Raw genomic sequence first — 18,770 nt, forward strand, 5'->3', positions numbered from 1 at the left:
AGGCCCGTCATGTGACGGGCCTCTTTTTTGCGCGGGCGACGCCCGGAGGCCCGAGCTGGCATACGTTTTGTATTGTTTTTCAAGCAGATAGCGAGATGGCACGGTCAGGCCGCGCCTCTGATCTGTAACAATACCTACGTAAATTAGCCGCTCACGGGCCAGGGAGTACGTGTGGACATGAACGCAGCAAGTGAGTCGGCTTTGCGCCCATCGGCAGTTGATCACCAATCGCTCAGGCTTTTGGCGAAGCGGTTGAAACACCATGGAAGCATCAGGGTCAGGACGACCGACCCACGACGTCTGCTTGCCGGGCGATACCCCCAAGGGTTGATCAGCGAAGCAGAGATGCAGGCGCTGATGGCAGTGTGGCACTGATCGGATCGGTATTACTTGTACCGGCCTCTTCGCGGGCATGCCCGCTCCCACAGAGTCACCACATGGCTCGAAACCTGTGAAACACCTGTGGGAGCGGGCGCGCCCGCGAAGAGGCCCGTACAGTCAACAACGATCAGAAGCTGTAGCTACCCGTGACCACCAGGCTACGCGGGTCCCCCACCTGAATCTGCGCCGCACTGGTCGCCGAGCTGTAGTAGGTCTTGTCAGCAATGTTGCTCAATGCCGCCCGCACATCCCAGTCATGGGTCCGATACCCCGCCAGTGCATCCCAACGGCCATACCCCGGTAATACCGTGGTGTTCTGGTTGTCCGCATAACGCTCGCCCACCAGTGTGAGCCCGGTTTCGGCGTACCAGCCCAGCTCAGGTTTCCAGGTCACGAACAGGCTGCCATTGCGCTTGGCCACGTCATTGATGCGGTTGCCTTCCTGGCCGTTATTGTCCTTGACGATGGTCGCATCCTGCAGGCCAATGCCGCCGCGTACATACCAGTTGCCGACGATGTTGCCGGTGGCTGTCAGTTCGATGCCGCGCGAACGCTGCATGCCGCTGAGCAAGATGATGTTCGGGTCGTTCGGGTCGCGGGTGCGGCGGTTGTAAAGCTCCAGCTCGTAGATGGCCAGGCTGGTGGTCAGGCGCTGGTCGAGCCAGTCACTTTTCACCCCGATTTCCTTCTGCCGGGTCTGCTCCGGACGGGTGTCGTTGGTGTTGCCCGACGCCCCCGGGGTGATGCCGATCAAGCCTCCGCCCACCGGCGAGAAGGTCTTGCTCCACGAGGCGTAGAACGAATGGTCGCGCCATGGCGTGTAGACCACGCCCAGGCGTGGGCTGGTGCTGTTGCTGTCCTGCGATTCGCGCAAGCCATCTTTGTTGGTGGTTTCCACTTCGAACTGGTCAAAGCGCACGCCGGCGAGAACCTGCCACTGATCGTTCAGGCGAATCTGGTCCTGCAGATAAACCCCGCGGCTGTCGACCACGGTGTGGTTGTTGCTCGATAGCGCCAATGTACCAGTGTGCGGCTGGCTGGGTTTGCCCAGGCCTGGCAGGTTCTGGCTGCCGGCGCTGTATAGCAGCGGGTCGCGCCGCTGGTTGCCGAACTCCAGGCCCAGCAGCAGCTTGTGTTCAAGGCCCAAGGTGTCGAAGTCGCCCTCGGCCTCCAGGTTGTTGAACAGGTTGCGGGTGTTCAGGTCCTGCTGCCAGCGTTGGCGGGTCAAGGTATTGGTGCCGGCGTTGTAGCCCGTGACATAGGTGTTGTCGAACTCGCTGTCGAGTTTGAACAGGCCCAGGGTGTGGCGCAGCTGCCAGGTTTCGTTCAACTGGTAGTTCAGGCGCGAGCGCAGCGACTGGGCGCGGTCGTCAATGTAGTCGCGATGGTCGCCATAGGTGGCTCTGCGGCTGACGTTTGCCGGGCGGCCGTTGACACTCGGGATGCCGCGGTCTGGTGTGCGGTTGTAGCGGCTGTATTCATACTGCACCAGCCAGTTCAGGTCGGGGGTGATCTGCCAGCTGATCGACGGGGCGAACAGTTGGCGGCTGCCGTCGATACCCTCGCGAAAGCTGTTGTTGTCCTGGTTGCCCATGTTCAGGCGCAGGCTGACCGTGTCGCTGGGGTCGGCGCTGAGGTCGGCATACAGGCTGCGCAGGTCTTCGCTGCCGGCCTGCGCTTCGATGGTCGAGCGGCGACCCGGCTCTGGTGCCTTGCTGACCCTGTTGACGATGCCGCCCTGGCTGCCACGGCCATACAGTACCGCTGCAGGCCCCTTCAGCACTTCGACCCGCTCGATGTTGTGCAGGTCGCGGATGTACTGGCTGTCGTCGCGGATACCGTCCAGATAGAAGTCGTTGCTGGCCTCGAAGCCGCGGATGCGTACGCTGTCAAAACGGGTGTCGGCGCCGCTGCTGACGTTGGGGATACCCTCCAGCGCCTTGCCCAGCGTGTTGCTGCCGTAATCCAGCACATTGGCGGTTTTCACCGTATCGATGGCCTGCGGCACATAACGCACGGGCGTCGAGGTGCGGGTTGCGGTGCTCACCTCCTTGACCCGCGGGTTGTCCTTCTCGCGCTCGCTGTCGGCGGTTACCGACGACTCCGGCAATGTGGTGGTGGCGGCACTGGCCAGGCTGGCGCTGAACAGCAGCGACAGGCCGAGCGTCAGGGGTGAAAGGCGGCAGGGTACAAGCATGGGCACATCCGGAGCGGGCAGTTGAAAATAAAGTGCGGATGGTAATGCTTGTTATTTGCTCTTGCTCGGCTATTTGTAAAGGGTTGTCTTTACATATGTGTCAGTTTGTAACTACCTCTACGGCCACGCTTTGCCTGCTTTCAGGAAATTGTCCGCTCGATCAAAAGGCAATTTCCTACACAAGATAAATTGCCCGCTGATAGCGCAAACCTGCATGGAAATGCACCAGACAGGCCGGTAATTTTGGTTATATCAACCTGCATTTCACGACTTTTTGACATTTGTAATCGCACACGGCTAGGATTCGGCCAACGCCAGCTGGCCATGTTATTGGCCAAGCTGCTGCCAAGGGCCGCCGTAAACTTACCGGTCGGCCCGCCCGGCTGGATCCGCATAGCGTCGAACCTACGAAGGGGCGTTGGTTCCTGGCGTCATATTGCAGAGCGTTTTTGATTAAGAAATAAGGAAAACAACATGTTGAAAACCAGGATCAGCCTGGTCGCCCTGGCGATGATCGCCGCGACCCAGGCTCAGGCCAATGACCAGGCTGACAGCAAGGGCTTCATCGAGGACAGTCACGCCAACGTCCTTCTGCGCAACGCCTACATCAACCGTGACAAGAAGCATGGCACCGACGACCAGATCGAATGGGGCCAGGCGTTCATCGCCAACTTCTCCTCCGGTTTCACCCAAGGCACCGTTGGCGTCGGTGTTGACGCATTCGGCCTGTACGCCGTGCGCCTGGATGGCGGCAAAGGCCACAACGGTGGTGGCGGCGTCGACTTCTTCAAACCGCACGAAACCACCAATGCCGAAGGCAACGCCAGCTCGCCGCACAACCTGGCGCGTGGTGGTGCTGCTGTGAAGTTCCGCATTTCCAACACCGTGCTGAAGTACGGTGACCAGATGCCAGCACTGCCAGTGCTGCAGTACGACGATGCACGTCTGCTGCCAGAAAGCTTCACCGGCACCCTGATCACCTCCAAAGAGATCCAGGGCCTGGAACTGAACGCCGGCCGCTTCACCCAGGAAGCGCGCAAGAGCGCCGAGCGCCGTGATGGTGGTGGCCTGAAGTCGATCAACGTCTTAGGTGGCAGCTACAAGTTCACCGACAACTTCACCGCTTCGCTGTACACCGCCGACAACGAAGATGTGATGAAGAAGCACTACCTGGGCTTGAACTACGTCTTCCCGATCGCCAGCGACCAGTCCCTGACCCTGGACTTCAACGGCTACAAGTCGGACATCAACAACAAGTACGTAAAAGCCGCAGGCCTGAACGGCGACTCCAACACCATCTGGAGCCTTGCAGCCACCTACGCGTACGGTGCGCACTCGTTCACCCTCGCTCACCAGCGCAGCACCGGCAGCACTGGCTACAACTACGGCTTTTACCAGAACGCCGGCGGCGTGGGTGACGGTGGTTCCACCATCTACCTGGCCAACTCGTACTGGTCCGACTTCAACGCCGAAGACGAGCGCTCCTGGCAGCTGGGCTACGGCCTGGACTTCGGTGCCTACGGCATTCCGGGCCTGACCTACAAGCTGGCTTACGTGGTGGGTGACAACATCAACACCCGTAACGTCGCCAACCCGCAAGGCTTCGGCGAAGGTAAAGAGCGCGAGATCTTCAACCAGATCCGTTACGTGGTGCAGGACGGCCCGGCCAAGGACCTGTCGATCAAGCTGCGTAGCTCGTTCTTGCGTACCAATAACGCCGTGCAGCAGAACGGTTACAACGACGACGGCAACGAAGTCCGCGTATTCGTCGAGTACCCGATCAGCATCTTCTGATCTGCAGTTGCTTGCATGAGTGCTGGGGCCGCGCTGCGGCCCTTCGCGGGCTTGCCCGCTCCCACAGGTACCGCGCCGTATTCGAGTCTGGCGCTGCACTTGTGGGAGCGGGCACGCCCGCGAAGGGCTGCAGGGCAGCCCCAGTCATGTTTGTCATGCAGGTTCAGTCTCTTCGTGGCGCAGTCTTGATGCCACAGTTCGTGTTGCAGTGTCCCCCGTCTCCGGCGCAAAACTGTCGCTACGCGCCATCCGCCACATCCGCGCATAAAACTCGCTTTCGATCGAGCCACTGAGTAATTCGCCCGGCTTGAGGAATGTGTGCAAGTCCGAAAACAACCCGATTTCGCTGGGGCTGATGCGCCGTGCCAGGTGCTTGGGCTTGAGCTCCGAAGGGTGCTCCAGGCCTGCGGCAGCCAACATCTCGGCCAGCGCGTGCAGTGTGTTGCGGTGGAAGCTGGCCACCCGCTCGGCCTTGTCTGGCACCACCAGGGCGCGCTGGCGCAGAGGGTCTTGGGTCGCCACGCCGGTCGGGCACTTGTTGGTGTGGCAGCTCTGCGACTGAATACAACCAATGGCAAACATGAAACCGCGTGCCGAATTGACCCAGTCAGCGCCGATGGCCAATACGCTGGCAATGTCGAAGGCGCTGACGATCTTGCCCGCCGCACCAATGCGGATGCTGGAGCGCAGGTTCAGGCCGACCAACGTGTTGTGCACGAACATCAGGCCTTCGCGCATTGGCACGCCCATGTTGTCGCTGAACTCGCGAGGTGCCGCGCCGGTGCCGCCTTCCTTGCCATCGACAACGATGAAGTCAGGGGTGATGCCGGTGGCGAGCATGGCCTTGGCAATGCCCATGAATTCCCAAGGGTGGCCCAGGCAGAACTTGAAGCCCACGGGTTTGCCGCCCGAAAGCTCGCGCAGGCCGGCTACGAACTGCAGCAGCTCGACCGGTGTGCGGAAGGCGCTGTGCGCCGCCGGCGAGATGCAGTCCTCGCCTACACGTACGCCACGGGTCTCGGCAATTTCGGGGCTGACCTTGTGCCCCGGTAAAATGCCGCCGTGGCCAGGCTTGGCGCCCTGGCTGAGCTTGATCTCGATCATCTTCACCTGTGCCGAGCGGGCCTGTTCGGCGAAGCGCTGTGGGTCGAAACGACCGTCCTCAGTGCGGCAGCCGAAGTAGCCGCTGCCGATTTCCCAGATCAGGTCGCCGCCGTGTTCACGGTGGTACGGGCTGATACTGCCTTCGCCGGTGTCATGGGCAAACCGGCCCATGCGCGCGCCGCGGTTGAGCGCAGCGATGGCGTTGGCGCTGAGGGCGCCGAAACTCATCGCCGAGATGTTGAAGATCGAGGCCGAGTAGGGCACTCGGCATTGCGGCCCGCCGATGGCAATGCGGAACGACGCAGGGTCTGGCGTGGCCACCGGTAGCATGGAATGGCTGATGAATTCGAAACCAGGTTTGTAGGCGTCGTTGAGTGTGCCGAACGCTTTCTCGGCGCTTTCGTTCTTGGCGCGGGCGTAGACCAGCGAGCGTTGCGAGCGGGAGAACGGCAGCTTGTCGTCGTCACCTTCGATCAGGTACTGGCGGATTTCCGGGCGGATGGTTTCGATCAGGTAACGGATATTGCCCAGGATCGGGTAGTTGCGTCGCACCGCATGGTGGCTTTGGCGCAGGTCATTCAGGCCGACCAGGCTGAGCAGCGCGGTGATCAGCGTTACCGGCCACAGCCAGGCATGTTGGGCCAGCAGGGGCAGGCTGGCGAAAGTGAAGACAAGGCAGAGTACGAGGCAGGCGTAGCGGCTGGGAAGAGAGTGTTTCATGGGTCCATCGCAGGCAGGATGACCGGGCATAGGATAGGCAAACGCAGGGGACGGAAAACCTGGGTAATCGGTAAAAGACTGTTACCTGATTGCGAATTCCCAGGTCTGCACAGCCCATCGCGACACAAGGCCGCTTCCACAGAAGATCGCGTTAGCCTGGCAGCAGTATGCTGACCCGCAACCCGCCGCTCTCACGGTTCGACAGCATCAGCTCACCCCCATGGCTGGTGGCGATCCGCTGGGCAATGCTCAACCCCAACCCATATCCGCCGGACGCCTGGTTACGCGACCCGTCACCGCGCACGAAGGGGTCGGTAATGGTCGCCAGCAGGCCCGGGGCAATCCCTGGCCCGCAGTCGTCGATATGGATCAATACACCTGTAGTGGCCCGTTCCAACGTGACTGAAATGTTCTTGGCGTAGCGCAACGCGTTGACCAACAAGTTTTGCAGGCAGCGCTGCAACAGCAAGGCATCTACCCGCAAGCTGCCCGCCTTGCCGTGCACCGGAAGTGGTTCTGCGGCAGTGGCCAGGTCCGCACACTGGCGCGCGACCAATCGGTCCAGGTCCACCTGCTGCAGATTCCGCTGCTCCCCCGCACGCAGGTAGTCCAGAACCTGACCAATCATATCGTCCATCTGCGTGATGTTCTGCCGCAGGCGCTGGCGGTGTTCGTCATCGGGTAATCGCTCCAGACGCAGGCGCATGCGGGTCAGTGGGGTGCGCAGGTCATGAGACACGGCGGCCAGGAAGTAGGCCTTGTCGTTGACCATGGCAATCAGCCGCTGCTGCATCGCGTTGAACGCCTGCGCCGCCTGGCGCACTTCCTCCGGGCCATCCAGCGCCAGGGGAGGCTGCTCGAGGTTGCTGCCCAGGCCGCGTGCGGCATCGGCCAGGCGCCGCAACGGGCGCAGGCACAGGCGCACGGCAACCAGGCATACCAGCAGCACCGCGACGATGCGCAGCGCATACACCCGCAGCAGGTAATCGCTGATCAGCACCCAGGCCGACTCGCCGCTCCAGCCCTGCAGTTCCTGGCCCGCAACGGTCAGCCAGTGGCCATCGGCCAGCGGCACCGCGAACTGGATATGCGCCTGGGCCGTGCGCAGGCCGAACAGGCTGCGCCAGACGATCGGCTGGCCCAGTTCGTCGGTGAGTTGCACGTTCATCAGGCGCACGTCCTGGGCATGCCCCAGCTCGTACTTCAGGGCCTGCTGCAACAACAGCTCGACCCGCCTGTGCCCGCGGCGCTCGTCATGCTCTTGCGCAGGCGGGCTTTCGACGCAGTGAAGCTGGTAGTGGGCTGGCGCCTGCAGCGTACCGCCGTGGCAGTCGGCCTGGGCAATCAGGGGGGCGCTGCGTGCAGCAACCAGTCGTACGGGCACCTCTAGCGCCTGAGCGAAACGCACGTCGAACCAGATGCTGCTCGACATCAACTGGATCACCAGCGTGCCACTGACCATGATCAGCAGCAGTTGACCAAACAAGGTGCGGGGCCATAGCCGGTGAAACCAGCGCATGTCAGACACCAGCCGCGAGGGGGGCGAGACTCAGCAGGTAGCCTTCGTTACGGATGGTCAGGATTTGCGCGGCCCCCGCCGGCGCCCGGCGCAGCTGCTGGCGCAGGCGGCTGACACACATGTCCACGGAACGGTCGTCGGGCAGGTGGTCGCGGCCGAACGCGCTGCGGGTCAGTTGGTCACGGGAGACCACTCGGTTGTTGGCTTCCAGCAGTTCGCGCAGCACGCGGTAGTCGGAGCGCGGCAGGGTCAGGGTCTCGCCATCCGGGCGGGTGAGCAGGCGCTTGACGTGTTCCAGGCGAAAGCCTGCGAACAGCTGGGCGTCCACCATAGGTTCTTCGGCAGAGGTGCCCAGGCGTTGCGGACGACGCAGTACGGCTTTGATCCGGGCGATCAGTTCGCGTGGTTCGAAGGGCTTGGCCAGATAGTCGTCGGCGCCTACTTCCAGACCGATGATGCGGTCCAGCGTGCTGCCCTTGGCTGACAGCATGATCACTGCCAACCCAGGTGTGGCCTGCAACTGCCTGCACAGGCTAAGGCCGTCCTCACCCGGCAGCATCAGGTCGAGCACCACCAGCTCCACTTTGTGCCGGGCCAGCTGGTCACGCATCTGTTGACCGTCGGCTGCCGCCAGCACGCTGTAGCCGGCATCGGTCAGGTAATCACAAAGAAGTTCGCGGATCTCGTCGTCATCATCGACAACCAGCAGGGTCGTGCTCATGCAGAAAAACACCTGTTAGGTGAGGGCCGGCGGCGCTCGTTACGTTCAATTACATCCCCGTACATGTCGGGTCTGGAGCCCGGAGGGCTGATCCCTAGAATCCTAACAAAAAATCATCTGCAAATACGAAGCCTTCCCAAATGAATCCCCAAAGCATCACGACAGTGTTCACCCCCTTCAGTCAAAGCGGCAATTGCCTCAAGCCGCTGGCCTTCTGCGTCGCCGTCGCCATCAGCGGTGGTGCAGTGGCTGCCGACGGCAAACCCCTTGAACTCGACGCCACACAGATCGAAGACAGTGCATTACTGCCTGCCGACGATGCCGGCCAGTTGGGCTACACGGTCGAGAGCACCCGCAGCTCCACTGGCCTGGCACTGACGCCACGGCAGACACCGCAATCGGTTACCACCATCACCCGCCAGCAGATGGATGACCGCGACATCCATACCATCGAGCAGGCATTGGAAACCGCCCCAGGCGTAACGGCCAACAAGTCCGAGGTGGGTGGGCGCACCGACTACCGCGCGCGTGGATACTCGATCAGCAACTGGAAGGTTGATGGCCTGCAGACCCAGGGCGGCTCCGATTTCAGTGGCAGCGGCAATGCGCTGAACATGGACCTGTACGAACGCATCGACATCGTGCGCGGCGCCAACGGCCTGCTGGGCGGCACCGGCGACCCCTCGGCCACCGTCAACCTGATCCGCAAGGCACCGACCAAAACCTTCGGCGGCAGTGCCTATGCCACTTACGGCAGCTGGGACAAGCGTCGTCTGGGGGCGGACTTGAACCTGCCGCTGTCCGAAGATGGCCGCCTGCGTTCGCGCTTCGTGATGACCCAGCAGGATGCCAACTCCTTCCGCGACAACCAGTCCGAACGTTCCCGCGCCGCGTTGGCCAATTTCGAGTTCGACCTGGACGACGCCACTACCTTGGGCGCCGGTTACCAGTATGAATACAACAAGGTCGTGGGTGGCGGCTGGGGCGCGAACATCCCGATCTGGTACCGCGACGGCAGCAAGACCGACTTGCCGCGCAGCACCAACGTGGTGCCCAGCTGGAGCTTTGGCGAGTACACCACCCGCACTGCGTTCGGTTCGCTCGAGCACCGCTTCGACAACGACTGGACGTTGGACCTGAAAGCCGCCCAGGCCACCACCGAAGCCCTGAACCATCGCGGCCTTGCCAAGGTGAACTCGGCTGGACGCGGCAGCTACGGCGGCTATTGGGACCAGGACGGCAGCGGCGCCGTACTGAATGGTTTGCACAGCTCCAGCGACACCACCCAGCAGTCCGCGCAAATCGACCTGTCTGGCCCGTTCCAGCTGTTCGGCCGCACCCACCAGGCCATGGTCGGCTACAACGACAGCCGCACCGTCGGCTGGTCGCCTCAGTACACCTGCACCATGGTCGGCGACGGCATGACCAGCGCGCCTGCACTGGGTTGCCAGTTCCGCGCCAACAACGGCTTCCCGGTGACCGACTGGCACAATGGCGTGGATGACGACTACGACCTCATCGCCTCGCGCACCGGTCTTCACAGCAAGACCACCACCCGTCTGCAGGGCATGTACGCCGCCACCCGCCTGAGCATCACCGACCCGCTATCGGTAATCGTGGGCGTGCGCACCAGCAACTATTCCTCGGTCACCCGCAGCGTGGCTGGCGAGCGCAGCAGCCAGGAAGAAAACGGCATCGTCACCCCCTACCTGGGCGCGGTGTATGACCTCAACGACAACTACTCGGTGTATGCCAGCTACACCGATATTTTCACGCCGCAAACCTCTGAAACCAGCAGCGGCAGCAAGGTCGAGCCGATTCGTGGGCAAAGCTACGAGACCGGTATCAAGGGTGAGTGGTTCGATGGCCGTCTGAACGCCACGGCGGCCTACTTCCGCACCAAGCAGGAAAACAAGGCCGTGTTGGACGGCGACCTGACCACCCCGACCGGCGGCAGTGCCTACAAGGCCGGCTCCGGGCAGGAAACCGACGGTATCGACCTGGAAGTCGCAGGCGCCCTGACCCCCAACTGGAACGTCTACGCCGGCTACACCTACCTGCACTTCCGCCGCGTCGACAGCGACGGCCGCAGCGACCCGTCGCACCTGTTCAAGGCCTCCACCACCTACCGCCTGAGCGGCCCGCTCGACCGCCTGACCCTGGGCGCCGGCGTGACTGCGCAGACCAACATCCGCGCCATCTCCAGCCCGGCTGGCCAGCCTACGAACGGTGTGAGCAATGGTGCCACTGACGTGAACTGGTCCGGTTATGCCATCTGGAATGCCATGGCCAAGTACCAGCTGACCGACGACACCAGTGTCAGCCTCAACGCCAACAACCTGTTCGACAAGCACTACTACAGCCAGTACGGGTTCTATGCCGGGGCGATCTACGGCGACCCGCGTAACCTGTCGTTGACGGTAAGCACCGCGTTCTGATCAAGCCCTTCCACAAGGCCTGGCGCTGTACCTGTAGGAGCGGGTTCACCCGCGAACACCGGCGAAGCCGGTGCCTGCACGCGCATCGCCAGCTCCCACAGAGCCAGCGCTGGGTTCAAGGCCTGCGCAGGGCCGCCAAGCGGCCCTTTCTTACCTGGGCTCTACCGCTTGCCCTGGATCAACCGGCTTCTCCAGCTGGCCCTCGAAGCTATCCCAATCCTCGCCAAACAGCTCCACCGGATGCATGGTCCGGTCTGCGCCATTGCCACAGGCTAGCGCCTTGGCAGGGCAGTACAGGTCGCAACCCCAGCAGATACGCTCGGGGTGGCGAGGGTTTGTGGGGAATCTCTTGGCCATGCTCATCCTCCCTCAGGGCTGCCTGTTCTGAACGTAAACTCCTCGCCCAGCCCGTCGTTTGACCGCCATCAATCCATTGGCGATCCACTGAGGTGAATGTCTTACAATCTAGCGAGCCTCGCCTTGGCGGGGTATCGCAGGGTCGATGATGCACATTGCTGTATCGCAAAAGGAGTTGCTTTGGTGCCCCATTCAACCGGCAAGCGCGGCGTGAGTTACGATCCGTCGCAACGGCGGCAACGCAGGGACATTCCATCCATCGTGCGCCGGGTGACGCTAGGCGTTGTGGTCGTCTGGTTGGCACTTGTGGCAAGCCTGAGCGGGTGGGTAGCGCAGCGCCTTACGGCAGAAGAACTCGACAACCTGGCGGCAGGCGCCGAATACGAAGCCCAGATCACGGGGCGAGTCGTAGACCGCCTGTTCACCGAGATGGCCAGCGTGGCCAACATGGTGGCCCGTCAAAGTGAGGTGATCCAACTCGCTGCCCGATATCGCCATGATCCGCCTGGCTTCGCGGCACTCACGCGTGAGGAGCGCGCTTCGAAATTCACCCGTGACCCGCTGGTGCGAAGCGTGGGTGATTTCATGGATAGATTGGCCAGTGATCTTCACTATGCCCGTATCTACATGAACAACCTCTCAGACGATACGGTGACGGCCAGCAACTGGGCGGAGTCATTCAGCATCGTTGGCCAGATCTATACGGGCAGGGCCTACCTCCTCGACGCATTGCGCACCGGCAGTGGTGAAATGTTCGGCATTGCCCGCCTGAACAAAACCCCCTCCTATTTCGTAGCCAGCCGCATCGACGATGCTGACGGCAAGCCACTCGGCTCTGTCACGGTCAAGTTCGATGCCCCGGACATCGCCCTTTACCTGACAGGGCGTCACATTGCCTTGATTGTGAACCGTCAGGGGCGCGTGACCACCGCGTCCAGCGAACCCTTCATGCTGCGTAACGTGGCGGCACTGCTCCCGCCCGATATTCGCAGGCCTCTGGATGGCGACGAAGAGCCGGGCGAGCCCATGGATATCCGCGCTGTGGCAGACGCGGGTCAGGCCAATCAATGGCTCATTGACGGGCACCCTTATCTGGTGCATCGCCAGCCTCTGAACGACGCGCAATATCAGCTGCTGACGCTGGCAAAGCTTGATCACCTGCAGCCGATGCGTCAGCAGTACTACTGGACCGGAGCCTCTGTGGCAGCACTCGGGTTGATCTTGATCTTGCTCTCCAGCCGTGTGGCCGGGCAGATGCTATTGCGCCGCCAGGAAGAACGCTATGCAGCCAACTATGACGCGCTGACCGGGTTGAAGAACCGGCGCGCGATCCTGGCTGCCTTGCATCGGCATTTCGCGTTGGCGAAGCGAACGGGGCAGGGGGTGCTGGTGGCATTTATCGACCTCGACGAATTCAAGGCGATCAACGACACCTACGGGCACGAGGTGGGGGACAAGTTCCTGATCGAAGGCAGCCGGCGCTTGCAGGGCGGGTTGCGGGCAACGGATGAACTTGGGCGCTGGGGTGGTGACGAGTTCGTTGTGATCGGCTTGACCGCTTCGATCCACCTGGACGAAATGGCCAAAACTGCCGCAGCGATGCGCAGGCGGCTGGTGCCGCTGCTGATTGGTAGCTACGAGTTTGACGACTGCCGGTTCGATTACGCGGGTGCGAGTTTTGGTATTACCAGTGTTGATCCCGCTGCGACTTCGCTGCAGGCCGCGCTTAAAGCGGCGGATCAGTTGATGTATGCCGATAAAGAGGTGCGGCGGGGGTTGCGGAGGGTTTGAGAGGGGGGAGGGCGGGCATAACGGCACCCACCTTTCGGTGAGAGTTCTCTGGGTAACTTCACAGCCGGTCGGTTATCGTATCGCCAAATTGGCGATACGATCATGCCATGTCTACCAAATACCGATTTCGCGACAAGTATCGCATCGAGCCAAGGGAAAGGGATCATCTACCACCTCACGTTCACCTTACGGGCGGTGGGGTGGATGTGGTGATCAGTCTGGAATCTGTGACTGTTAGCCAAGGCAGGGCACCTGCGAAAGTGGTGCAATAAGCCCTGGCCTGGGTCGCGGCCCATCAGGCCGATTTGTAGGAGTGGATGAAATGGCATCGATGAAACGTCCCCGTCTGAAGGGGGTACAGCCACGATCGGGCGCCAGCCTTGAGCTTACCTTTACCAATGGTCAGCATTTCACCCTGGATATGAGCGATGCGCTCAAGACGTATCCTGGGTTGGCGCCACTGTCCAAGCGAAAAGCGTTTGAAGGCGTCGTATTGGGCGACGGAGGATGGTTGGTGGAGTGGCCAGCGCTGGATATTCAGATTGGTGCGGATACCCTGCTACTGGACGCGCTTGCCCAGAGCGCACCTGATGAAAACACCCGAGTTTTCATTCGCTGGCGCTTGCGGCACCGGATGACGCTCGGCCAGGCTGCCGAAGCGCTGGTAGTCAGCCCCCGCAGCATCAGCCGCTACAGCAGTGGTCGTGAAGCGGTACCACGCACATTGGCGCTGGCTTGCCTGGGTTGGGAGAGCCTGGAGCAAAGAGCCGCCTGATAGGGCTTTCTAACGCTTGTGGGAGGGCTGAGGTTTCGCTGTTCCGGTCTGAGATTGCCAGGGCCGCTTTGCGGCCCATCGCGGCGCAAGGCTGCTCCCACAGAAGACGCGACTTACTGGCGAATCCAGTTCTCTGCGCGACGTTGGAGAACAGGCGGAACGCAAACCATCGCGGAGGGGGTTGCCGGAACACCTTTGAGAACGCCGTAGCTGAAAGCCGAAAAGGCCCACCTTTCGGTGAGCCCTTTTTGATACTGCGTAGGGTGCGACACCAGGAGTCGAAGATATATTTAAGCATTTGTTTTGTAGTAATTAATTTTTTGGCGTTGGGTTTTGTATCTCTAAAACTATCCTTTAGCTTTCATTCTATCTTAAATGGATGCAGGCAAGGTCAAATCACTATCTATTGCCCTAACGACGCGGCAGAATGTTGTGCTTGAGTAAATGGGGCGCCTTTCAAGCTATGCTAAGCAGCATTAAACGACCCAGGTACAGTTAATTAAAGCTTCTATCGGCAAGGCAAAGCGTAGCCCTTGACTTTATATAGTTGAGCGAATTGTTATGGGCATACTAGAACTTGGCCTAGTAAATTCACGTTTACCACAATCTCGAACTCACACTCCTGCTTAGAGTAGAAAATAGCTGTCTTAGGAACTTTGGACTGCAATACTACGCGGTCTTGGAGGTTAAACCATGGTTGATTTTGATAGTGAAAATAAGCAAATTGTTCAGCTACATCCTTAGAGGTAGACCAAGATTGGCCATATTTCTGGGTTATGTGTTCGTTCATGCTGCACCCTCGATAAATTTCAATAGTTTCCCCAAGGTTTGCGATGTCGTTAGGCTTTAGCTCTGTGGTTAAAATTACTCTTGGGTACCATGCTTCGTTCTCTTGTCTAGTGAAGAGTTGGAGAAGCCCTCCGTGCGAAAATCCAGAAAATGCATGCCGAATTGGATCGATGAGTGCGTAAGCATGCTCATTGTCAAAGAGGTGCTCGTAATTTAAAAAGATTCTCTGAATTTCCTCTTCGGCATCCTCTTTATTTAAAGAGATGAAGAAGTTCTCGATCATTGTGTAAATGTCGCGCACCTGACTGTCGCAATCTAAACTGTTGATCTTCTCTGTCAAATTTTGGATGTCTATACACATTTCATTTGTCAGAAATTTATGCGCTTCTTGGCTGAGTAGCACAGGATCACCTTTGGGTATAATAATTAAGCTAACAAGTAGCCAAAGGCATGGCTGCTGGCTATCCTATTGACTAATTGAGAGGGTTTGGGGCGAATCCTTAAGGGGCAATGGCACAAAACATGCGGGCTAAATAAAAGGTTACTATTACGGCACTGCTTAATAAGATACCAGTAGTGAAGGACACTAAGAGAACCCAGAACAATATCCATGTGGCTTTGCCATACCCTGAGGCGTTTGTACCAAATAGTGTTAGCGGTTCATTATTCGTCTTGCGCAACTTTTGAGCTGTAAGACGGAAGTCGAGCAGTCGTGTTACCACGGCTGCAGAGCCAGAAGTAGAAGCAACAAGCAGCGATAGGATGGCGAGTAGAAATAGTAAAGCCAGTATTCCTGTGGGTTTGAATGAAGCATCACGCAGAAGAGAAAAGAGAAAGCCTAGGCCTCCCACCGATAGGCCAGAAAACAAGGCGAGGGCAGTAGAGAGCTGGCTGATAGTTTGCCCTTGCCACCTTACGAAGCGTTCATTGCCCAATTGTGGTATCTCCTGGATACAAAAAATTAAGTTGCCCATTTTGCAAAAAGCTAGATTTTTCGGAAACGGTGATGCAGGTTATGTTTTTTCTAAGTGATTTTGAACTGGGTACGCCCGAAAGCATTTTTTTCATAAAACTCTTTGGTGGAAACTAATAGCACATGATCATTTTCTTTGATTTTGAATGGCATGTGTTCAAGGAATGAGTAGCGCTCGATAAGTAACTTAAAATTCCAGTAGGTGTCGGAGCTGTTTGCACAATAGCAGTTAATGGCTAGGAGCTGGGTTGCGTCATAGCTGAGAAATGATCTTACGATATTGCTGTACATTTTCTCACTTGGTGCAAGCTTGTATTTAGATATTGTGTCTTGGTTGAATTCTGAGCCAATGTTTCCATCAGGCACGTTTGTGGCAATAAATTTTAGGACTTGATATAAGACTCTAAAATAGTGACCGCAAACACCATTGTGTTTTTCTAGCGAATTTTTCGCGTCTTGCAGATTTGAGTTTCTCTCCGAAAATACGGAAAGTCTAACCATGTCTAAGTCTGATTGGCCGTCTGTATACTTTCCAGTTGGTGTGGATATTTTTTCGAGAGCTTTGTTGTGTTGGTCGAGTAACGAAAAGAAAGTGTTTTCAAATTGCTGTTTTACTTGTGTGTCGGATTGTTTATTTAGCGCTGCTTCGGTTTTTTCTTGCGCAGATGCAGATCGCTCAAGCTCGATTCTGGTTGACTCAAGCTCTTTGCTTTGTAATACGATTGTTAATAAAAGCGCAATCAGGCTTAAAAAGCCAAATATGGGATTTAATGTCCCGCCGAGGAAGTCTCCAAATGTCCCCCAATCTGAATTTTCATTGCTGAACCCGTTGTTGAACTCCATAAGATACAAGGCAAGCACAAAGCCGAAGAGGCCTGTTGCAATCCCCAGTATCCAAGCTATCCATTTGACTAAGGCTCGAGGGGTTATACTCTCAAGCTTTTCATCTAGTTTCAATTTGTTACGCCTCCTTGTGCGGTGTAGCCATTTGGTTAATGTGCAGGCTTTAAACTGTACCAGTGAGCGTATTAAGCGACTTGAACGAGTTGTTAGACTGAAATTCTAAAAGCACATTAACTCTACTATGCTTCTGCAAGCCCTGTTGCAATTGCAATTTTCTGGAAAAAGGGGCGGACTTATTTATTCGCGCATCAACCAGCATCGAAAAATAAATCTGTCCCCTTTTCTTGCTTTTTTTGTCCCGGAATAAAGAGCCTGTTCTCTGTGGTTTAGCTCTTTCCAATGTCATCAATCAAGCCAACGCTCAGGCCATCTTCCCCTTTAGAACTGTAATGCGCAACAATAAACGCTTTATACCGATTTACGAAAGTTTCGGGTACGTCATTGTCAACAAGAATTATCTGACACGGTACTTCTTTTTCCTCCGCCCTCATAGCAATCTCGAGAATATGCTCATACATGTTCTGGTATTTCAGTGGGTCAGATATTCCTTCTTGTTCATCAGCTGTATGGCTTGTCTGCGCGATATACTTATCTTTGGTTGTTTTCCCAAGATATTTACCAACTGTATCAATCATCAGAAACCTTGGGTGATTGATTTCAGAATCGATAGAGTACTCAAGCAGTGAAAGCATAAACCCCACAGATGCAATGGTTCGCAACCCCCCGGATGTGATGTCAACGTAGTCCCGATCCCTGATTACAGGAGCGAAGCTTTTGGGACTGATACTAATGCCTTCTCGCCTCTTGATATTGACAGTGTTAAGATATTTTTTCAGGTAGTCGCTGAGCTTGTTTAAAACCTCAGCAATGCTAGGTGCTGATATTTTAAGCTCTGCAAGTCTCTCCTGAAGTTGCTTAATTGCTAGTAGCGAATGAGTATACGCGTCGTGGATTTTTTGCTGCTGATTTCGGATGCGGATGTTTCCGACTTGTTGATTTTTTTCTTGCTTACTAGACGCAATCTGCTTGATTAATGTATCTCGTTGAGTAAGAAATGGTGTAATCATTTCTTTAGCTTCGGTGTCTATCATCTCACGCGCACGGTCAAGGTCAATTCTATATGCTGCCTGCTCCTGAGATAGCTCTCTGTACTTCTGCGCGAGTTCATCTATCAGCGCCTGAATGCTTTTTTTCTTTTTCTGAAGCGAACTGAGTTCATCCGTTAAAGAATCTAATTCAGTAAGATTGAAATGCTCGCTTGCAGTAGAAGGTGTTAAAGGTGTGTCGCAGACTGGGCATGGATTGACTGTTATCGCGGCCTCACCAATTCTAGTTTGCGCAATAATAATGCTATTGATTTTCGCAATATCATTATCGTAGTCATTTTTTAATCTCGAATACTTTTCGATTTGCTCGCGAGTTTTAAAGATGTCTTGAGATGCTCTTTTTTCGTTCAGCGCAAGCTCATTGAATATTGATTTCAATTCGCTATGATGTTGCGAATTGGAGGTCATAGTCGTATTGACTGCGTCGAGTTCTTTTTCGAGTACGGTTATTGTTTTTTCAATTTCTGTGATGGCGTCGTCTATCGAATCGCGGCTTTCATAATCTGTTTCCCTCAGAAATTCAGAGACGGAATTGTATTTCTGAAGCAGGCTGTTACTTTCTTTCGTTCGCTCAGATATTTGAACCTCAATTTCGGTGATGCTTGAGTCGAGTACGTTGAATATGTATTTTAGTACTTCTCGATTGCTTGTTGCTTTAGCCCAGTTGTTGTTCAGGTCTAAGAAGCTTTTGCTGCCCACGTCATCTTGATTGACGTACACATACTTAAATAGACTCCGAAAACCTAGTCTTTTAACATCCGAATTTGCTTTGGAAGGTGAGACTTTGATTTTGACCTTTGGGAAACCTAAACTATCCAGAAGGAAATCTGAGAAAAAACCGTCAGGCGCGTTCGAGTCTACAAAGGTTGGGCAGTATTTTTTGGGAAAAAATTCACTGCATTTACTGAAAATACATGGATATACTTCTATGTATTCAGATGGGTCATATATATTTCTTTTGATTGTGTATTGTATGTTGTTTATTTCTAGTTCTAATGCTGCAAAGCTAACTGAAGATTTAACCTCATCCGCCAGCTCTATCTTGCTTGCTCCAAGTAGATAGCTAATGAACTCTAGGATGCTGGATTTCCCTGTGTCGGAATCACCATATATGATATTCACACCCGGGAAGAAAGGTATAGTGTAAGTTTTACGATGGCCAACAAGATTTAAGCTGTTGATGCTAATGTTTGGTTTCACTT

The 18,770-nt window shown here is 56.6% G+C and carries 15 protein-coding genes; 6 read left to right on the forward strand and 9 right to left on the reverse strand.

The window, feature by feature from the left end:
• Window positions 1-177 precede the first annotated feature (177 nt).
• Window positions 178-375 (forward strand): hypothetical protein, encoded by a 198-nt coding sequence (locus REH59_RS01135; RefSeq protein ID WP_128573669.1) that lies wholly within the window; start codon window positions 178-180, stop codon window positions 373-375.
• A 133-nt stretch (window positions 376-508) separates the two neighbouring features.
• On the opposite strand, the gene REH59_RS01140 is transcribed toward REH59_RS01135, so the two are convergent.
• Window positions 509-2,578, reverse strand: a complete 2,070-nt coding sequence (locus REH59_RS01140) for a TonB-dependent receptor (protein WP_014860374.1) — start codon at window positions 2,576-2,578, stop codon at window positions 509-511.
• A 474-nt stretch (window positions 2,579-3,052) separates the two neighbouring features.
• Here REH59_RS01140 and REH59_RS01145 point away from each other — a divergent pair, with 474 nt between their 5' ends.
• Entirely contained in the window at window positions 3,053-4,372 is a 1,320-nt protein-coding gene (locus tag REH59_RS01145; protein ID WP_003255784.1) for an OprD family porin, read from the forward strand.
• 153 nt (window positions 4,373-4,525) lie between these two features.
• Here REH59_RS01145 and REH59_RS01150 read toward each other — a convergent pair whose 3' ends face one another.
• From REH59_RS01150 to REH59_RS01160, 3 genes are all read right to left on the reverse strand, one after another.
• Window positions 4,526-6,196, reverse strand: coding sequence for an FMN-binding glutamate synthase family protein (locus tag REH59_RS01150; RefSeq protein WP_014755044.1), 1,671 nt, complete (start codon window positions 6,194-6,196; stop codon window positions 4,526-4,528).
• Between the two features lie 151 nt (window positions 6,197-6,347).
• Window positions 6,348-7,715 (reverse strand): ATP-binding protein, encoded by a 1,368-nt coding sequence (locus REH59_RS01155; protein WP_014860375.1) that lies wholly within the window; start codon window positions 7,713-7,715, stop codon window positions 6,348-6,350.
• A gap of 1 nt (window position 7,716) precedes the next feature.
• Complete coding sequence (locus REH59_RS01160) at window positions 7,717-8,436, reverse strand: response regulator (protein WP_014860376.1); 720 nt, start codon at window positions 8,434-8,436, stop codon at window positions 7,717-7,719.
• A gap of 140 nt (window positions 8,437-8,576) precedes the next feature.
• Between REH59_RS01160 and REH59_RS01165 the strand changes: the two genes are divergently transcribed.
• Window positions 8,577-10,874 carry a TonB-dependent siderophore receptor gene (locus tag REH59_RS01165; RefSeq protein ID WP_014860377.1) on the forward strand — a complete coding sequence of 766 codons (2,298 nt, stop codon included), beginning with the start codon at window positions 8,577-8,579 and terminating at the stop codon, window positions 10,872-10,874.
• A 150-nt stretch (window positions 10,875-11,024) separates the two neighbouring features.
• Here the strand turns inward: REH59_RS01165 and REH59_RS01170 are convergent, their stop codons facing one another.
• Window positions 11,025-11,231, reverse strand: coding sequence for a DUF3079 domain-containing protein (locus tag REH59_RS01170; protein ID WP_014860378.1), 207 nt, complete (start codon window positions 11,229-11,231; stop codon window positions 11,025-11,027).
• Window positions 11,232-11,414: 183 nt separating this feature from the next.
• Here REH59_RS01170 and REH59_RS01175 point away from each other — a divergent pair, with 183 nt between their 5' ends.
• The 3 genes from REH59_RS01175 to REH59_RS01185 all read left to right on the forward strand — a co-directional run bounded on the left by REH59_RS01175 (window position 11,415) and on the right by REH59_RS01185 (window position 13,797).
• Window positions 11,415-13,022, forward strand: a complete 1,608-nt coding sequence (locus REH59_RS01175; protein WP_014860379.1) for a GGDEF domain-containing protein — start codon at window positions 11,415-11,417, stop codon at window positions 13,020-13,022.
• A gap of 107 nt (window positions 13,023-13,129) precedes the next feature.
• Entirely contained in the window at window positions 13,130-13,294 is a 165-nt protein-coding gene (locus tag REH59_RS01180) for a DUF4160 domain-containing protein (RefSeq protein WP_135007152.1), read from the forward strand.
• 50 nt (window positions 13,295-13,344) lie between these two features.
• On the forward strand, window positions 13,345-13,797 hold the full coding sequence (locus REH59_RS01185; protein WP_014860380.1) for a DUF2442 domain-containing protein: 453 nt from the start codon (window positions 13,345-13,347) through the stop codon (window positions 13,795-13,797).
• A gap of 559 nt (window positions 13,798-14,356) precedes the next feature.
• On the opposite strand, the gene REH59_RS01190 is transcribed toward REH59_RS01185, so the two are convergent.
• From REH59_RS01190 to REH59_RS01205, 4 genes are all read right to left on the reverse strand, one after another.
• Window positions 14,357-14,989 carry a hypothetical protein gene (locus tag REH59_RS01190; protein ID WP_128573671.1) on the reverse strand — a complete coding sequence of 211 codons (633 nt, stop codon included), beginning with the start codon at window positions 14,987-14,989 and terminating at the stop codon, window positions 14,357-14,359.
• 97 nt (window positions 14,990-15,086) lie between these two features.
• Window positions 15,087-15,521, reverse strand: coding sequence for a hypothetical protein (locus REH59_RS01195; RefSeq protein WP_135007153.1), 435 nt, complete (start codon window positions 15,519-15,521; stop codon window positions 15,087-15,089).
• Window positions 15,522-15,610: 89 nt separating this feature from the next.
• Window positions 15,611-16,516 (reverse strand): putative phage abortive infection protein, encoded by a 906-nt coding sequence (locus REH59_RS01200; protein WP_128573672.1) that lies wholly within the window; start codon window positions 16,514-16,516, stop codon window positions 15,611-15,613.
• A 272-nt stretch (window positions 16,517-16,788) separates the two neighbouring features.
• Entirely contained in the window at window positions 16,789-18,768 is a 1,980-nt protein-coding gene (locus REH59_RS01205) for an ATP-binding protein (protein WP_014860382.1), read from the reverse strand.
• Window positions 18,769-18,770: the final 2 nt, after the last annotated feature.

The sequence above is a fragment of the Pseudomonas sp. BO3-4 genome, assembly GCF_034044115.1.
Classification (GTDB): Bacteria; Pseudomonadota; Gammaproteobacteria; order Pseudomonadales; family Pseudomonadaceae; genus Aquipseudomonas; species Aquipseudomonas alloputida.

Coding starts and splice junctions, on each gene's coding strand:
- REH59_RS01145 (WP_003255784.1), top strand. CDS start 3,053: ATGTTGAAAACCAGGATCAGCCTGGTCGCCCTGGCGATGATCGCCGCG.
- REH59_RS01140 (WP_014860374.1), bottom strand. CDS start 2,578: ATGCTTGTACCCTGCCGCCTTTCACCCCTGACGCTCGGCCTGTCGCTG.
- REH59_RS01150 (WP_014755044.1), bottom strand. CDS start 6,196: ATGAAACACTCTCTTCCCAGCCGCTACGCCTGCCTCGTACTCTGCCTT.
- REH59_RS01185 (WP_014860380.1), top strand. CDS start 13,345: ATGGCATCGATGAAACGTCCCCGTCTGAAGGGGGTACAGCCACGATCG.
- REH59_RS01160 (WP_014860376.1), bottom strand. CDS start 8,436: ATGAGCACGACCCTGCTGGTTGTCGATGATGACGACGAGATCCGCGAA.
- REH59_RS01155 (WP_014860375.1), bottom strand. CDS start 7,715: ATGCGCTGGTTTCACCGGCTATGGCCCCGCACCTTGTTTGGTCAACTG.
- REH59_RS01165 (WP_014860377.1), top strand. CDS start 8,577: ATGAATCCCCAAAGCATCACGACAGTGTTCACCCCCTTCAGTCAAAGC.
- REH59_RS01135 (WP_128573669.1), top strand. CDS start 178: ATGAACGCAGCAAGTGAGTCGGCTTTGCGCCCATCGGCAGTTGATCAC.
- REH59_RS01180 (WP_135007152.1), top strand. CDS start 13,130: ATGTCTACCAAATACCGATTTCGCGACAAGTATCGCATCGAGCCAAGG.
- REH59_RS01170 (WP_014860378.1), bottom strand. CDS start 11,231: ATGGCCAAGAGATTCCCCACAAACCCTCGCCACCCCGAGCGTATCTGC.